Source organism: Pseudomonas sp. SDT291_1_S447 (genome assembly GCF_054070155.1).
The window spans coordinates 1-3159 of record NZ_JBSVXS010000231.1; the positions used below are offsets into that span (position 1 = coordinate 1).

A 3159-nucleotide genomic window follows, 5' to 3' on the forward strand; every position below is an offset into this window, starting at 1 on the left:
GGCTGTCAGACCGCTATCGCGAGCAGGCTCACTCCTACAAGGGATCTTCAATGTGGCGGATATAGGTGTAAGGCCTTTCTGTCAGCCCATTTGACCGGAATAGACGCTGCGGCGCTGTGCAGGTCTGGTTAAGATCCCTGCATTCCTTTCTCGTTTTCTGAGGTTGCCATGCGCTTTAGCGATCTGCTCGATGCGGTCCGCCGCCAACCGGAACTGACCATTCCTGCCGAATGGGGTCAGGGCCGTGCCAGTTTCGGTGGTCTGGTTGCCGCGCTGCAATACGAAGCCATGCGTGCGAAAGTCCCGGCGGATCGCCCGGTGCGTTCGCTGGCGATCACCTTTGTCGGCCCGGTCGAGCCCGAAGTCCCGGTGAGTTTCGAAGTGGATGTGCTGCGTGAAGGCAAAGCTGTCAGCCAAGTCATGGGCCGGGCGATGCAGAATGGTCAGGTGGTAACGATCATTCAAGGCAGCTTCGGTGCCTCGCGGCCTTCGGAAGTCGCCGTGGAAGCGTATCCGGCGCCGGCAATGAAACACTGGGACGAATGCCAGGAGTTGCCTTACATCAAAGGCGTGACCCCGGAATTCATGCGTCATCTGGCGATGCGCTGGAGTGTCGGTGGGATGCCGTTCACCGGCAATCAATCGCGGCTGATGGGCGGCTGGGTGCGGTTACGCGGCGATGTCAAAGAAGAGCCGGTCAATGAGGCGCATCTGTTGGCCTTGGTAGATGCATGGCCGCCCGCACTGCTGCCGTATCTGAAGAAGCCTGCGCCGGGCAGCACGCTGACCTGGACCATCGAATTCGTTCAGCCGTTACGCGACTTGAGCACGCTGGACTGGTGCCAATACCTCGCCGACATCGAGTACGCCGCCGACGGCTACGGCCATGTCGCCGCCAAGTTGTGGAGCGCGGAAGGTGAATTGATTGCGATGAGTCGCCAGACCGTCACGATTTTCGCCTGACTCAATGCCGACGGTGGCGCTCACGCCAGGCGCGCCACCAGCCGCCACTGAGAAAGAAGCGCGGGAAGGTCAGGAACTGCTCGACCAGTAACCGCGAGACGGCATCTTTACGATCACTGAACGGCTCGGAGGCTTGCGCCTCCAGGCTGTGACCATGACGCTGCAAACCCAGCGCCGCGATGATGCCGATCACGCCGATGGCCACACTGGCCAGGCTCAGGCTGAACACCCCGGAGACGATCAGCAGAAACGCGACGATGAACAACGGCACGGCGATCAGGTGCAACACCAGATTGGTCGGGTGCTGATGATTACCCGGGTACGCGCGCCATTGCCACGCGGGAAGGTTGGGGTGACGTTTGCCCATGTTTTCTACTCCTCGATCCATGTTGAACTCATGGTTGAAGAATAGGCCCGGGCAGGGAGGGCGGCGAATCAAGGTTGGCTATTGAGTTGATAGCGGCAATGACCGTGATTGATGTTGGCCGATCTGACGCCATCGCGAGCAGGCGAAGCCCTACATTTGGAATGCATTCCCCTGTAGGAGTGAGCCTGCTCGCGATGAGTCCCTCAAAGCTTGAGCTGACCTATAGCCTTGTTGAGTTCCCCAGCCAACGTCGCCAACTCATTACTCGTGGTCGCCGAATCCACCGTTTGCTGCACGGTGTTCTCGGTCACATCGCGAATACTTACCACTGCCCGGTTCATCTCCTCGGCGACCTGGCTTTGCTGCTCCGCCGCCACGGCAATCTGCGTATTGCTTTCACGCATCTGCGCCACCGCTCCGGTGATCTCCGCCAGCGCCGCGCCGGCCTCTTGCGCCTGCTGCACGCAATCGTCAGCCTTGTACGAACTCTCCTGCATGAAATCCACCGCATCGCGGGTGCCGGCCTGCAACGCCGAGACCATGGTGGTGATCTCGTCAGTCGAAGTCTGTACTCGTTTGGCCAGATTGCGCACTTCATCGGCGACCACTGCAAAACCGCGGCCCATCTCACCGGCACGGGCCGCTTCGATCGCAGCGTTCAACGCCAATAGATTAGTCTGCTCGGCAATGCTGTGAATCACGCTGACCACGCCGTTGATCTTCTGACTGTCCTCGGCCAGCCGTTGAATCATCTCGGCGGTCTGCTGTACACCGCTGGAGAGCCCGGCAATCGAGTGCTGCACTCGCGCGACCACTTGCTGACCGCTGCCGGCGAGACCATCGGCGGTCTGCGACAGGTCGCGGGTGGCGCCGGCGTGTTGGGCGATGTGATAAACCGTGGCGGTCATTTCGTTGATCGCCGTGGCGGCCTGATCGGTTTCGCTCTGCTGACCGAGCATGCCGTTACGCACTTCGTTCATGCTCGACGCCAGCCGCGCCGCACCGACATCCAGTTGCCGTGCGGTGTTGGCCACGGTGCTGACAACGCGCTGATAACCGGCCTGCATCGCGTTAAACGCATTGGCCATCTGGCCGACTTCATCTTTGCCCGCCAATGGCACTCGGGCCGAGAGATCACCGCTTTTTTCGACGTGGAGCATCACGTCTTTCAAGGTGTTGAGCTGGCTGAGCAGGAAGCGGATCAACAGTTGCGAGGCACACAGCATGGCGAACATCAGGATGAACACCGCCACCGCGTAATTGGCGAAACGCTCGCTGAACACCTGACTCAGGCTCGGGCCGTAGGCAATCACCGCAACCTGTTGGCCGTCGGCGCGGCTGAACACCTCAGCGCCCATCAACGGGTTGTCGCCGAACAGCGGCAGGTGATTGATCTCGTTCCAGCCGTTGCTTCCCGTGATTTCCAGCAAGGGTTGATCGTTCAGGCGCGGTGCTTCGCCGCGCTTGAAGGTCAGTACCTGATCGGTCTTCGGCAGCGGTTGCCCGTCCGGCCAGGCTTTGAGCAGTTGTGCCTGGGCTTGCGCCGAGGCCTGTGACGCGTGACTGCGCGCCTGTTGTTCGAGCTGCACGGCGTACAGCACCAGCAGCAGGGTAGTGACGAAGGCGACCGCATTGACCGCCCAGAATTTGTATTTCAGCGAGATATTGCTAAGCCAGGCACCCATGGAGGTCTTCTCTGATAGCGGAAACAGTTTTGGCAAGGTGCCATTATTGTGCCGCTATGCAGAAGGCTCGATTTGATGTGGGTCAAGAGATCAAAAGATCGCAGCCTTCGGCAGCCCCTACATGGGGATGGCGTACATCCGGTA

Annotated in this window: 3 protein-coding genes; 1 reads left to right on the forward strand and 2 read right to left on the reverse strand. The window is 60.1% G+C overall.

Annotated elements, in window-relative coordinates; genetic code table 11:
• Window positions 1–168: 168 nt before the first annotated feature.
• On the forward strand, window positions 169–963 hold the full coding sequence (locus tag ACW9IR_RS29040) for an acyl-CoA thioesterase (RefSeq protein WP_102900369.1): 795 nt from the start codon (window positions 169–171) through the stop codon (window positions 961–963).
• 1 nt (window position 964) lies between these two features.
• Here ACW9IR_RS29040 and ACW9IR_RS29045 read toward each other — a convergent pair whose 3' ends face one another.
• Together ACW9IR_RS29045 and ACW9IR_RS29050 are read right to left on the reverse strand one after the other, a co-directional pair.
• Window positions 965–1330 carry a DUF962 domain-containing protein gene (locus tag ACW9IR_RS29045; protein ID WP_034155260.1) on the reverse strand — a complete coding sequence of 122 codons (366 nt, stop codon included), beginning with the start codon at window positions 1328–1330 and terminating at the stop codon, window positions 965–967.
• A gap of 203 nt (window positions 1331–1533) precedes the next feature.
• Window positions 1534–3015 (reverse strand): methyl-accepting chemotaxis protein, encoded by a 1482-nt coding sequence (locus tag ACW9IR_RS29050; protein ID WP_102900370.1) that lies wholly within the window; start codon window positions 3013–3015, stop codon window positions 1534–1536.
• Window positions 3016–3159 lie beyond the last annotated feature (144 nt).

Excerpts from the sequence above, each read along its gene's own strand:
- ACW9IR_RS29040 (WP_102900369.1), top strand. The coding sequence starts at position 169 with ATGCGCTTTAGCGATCTGCTCGATGCGGTCCGCCGCCAACCGGAACTG.
- ACW9IR_RS29045 (WP_034155260.1), bottom strand. The coding sequence starts at position 1,330 with ATGGGCAAACGTCACCCCAACCTTCCCGCGTGGCAATGGCGCGCGTAC.
- ACW9IR_RS29050 (WP_102900370.1), bottom strand. The coding sequence starts at position 3,015 with ATGGGTGCCTGGCTTAGCAATATCTCGCTGAAATACAAATTCTGGGCG.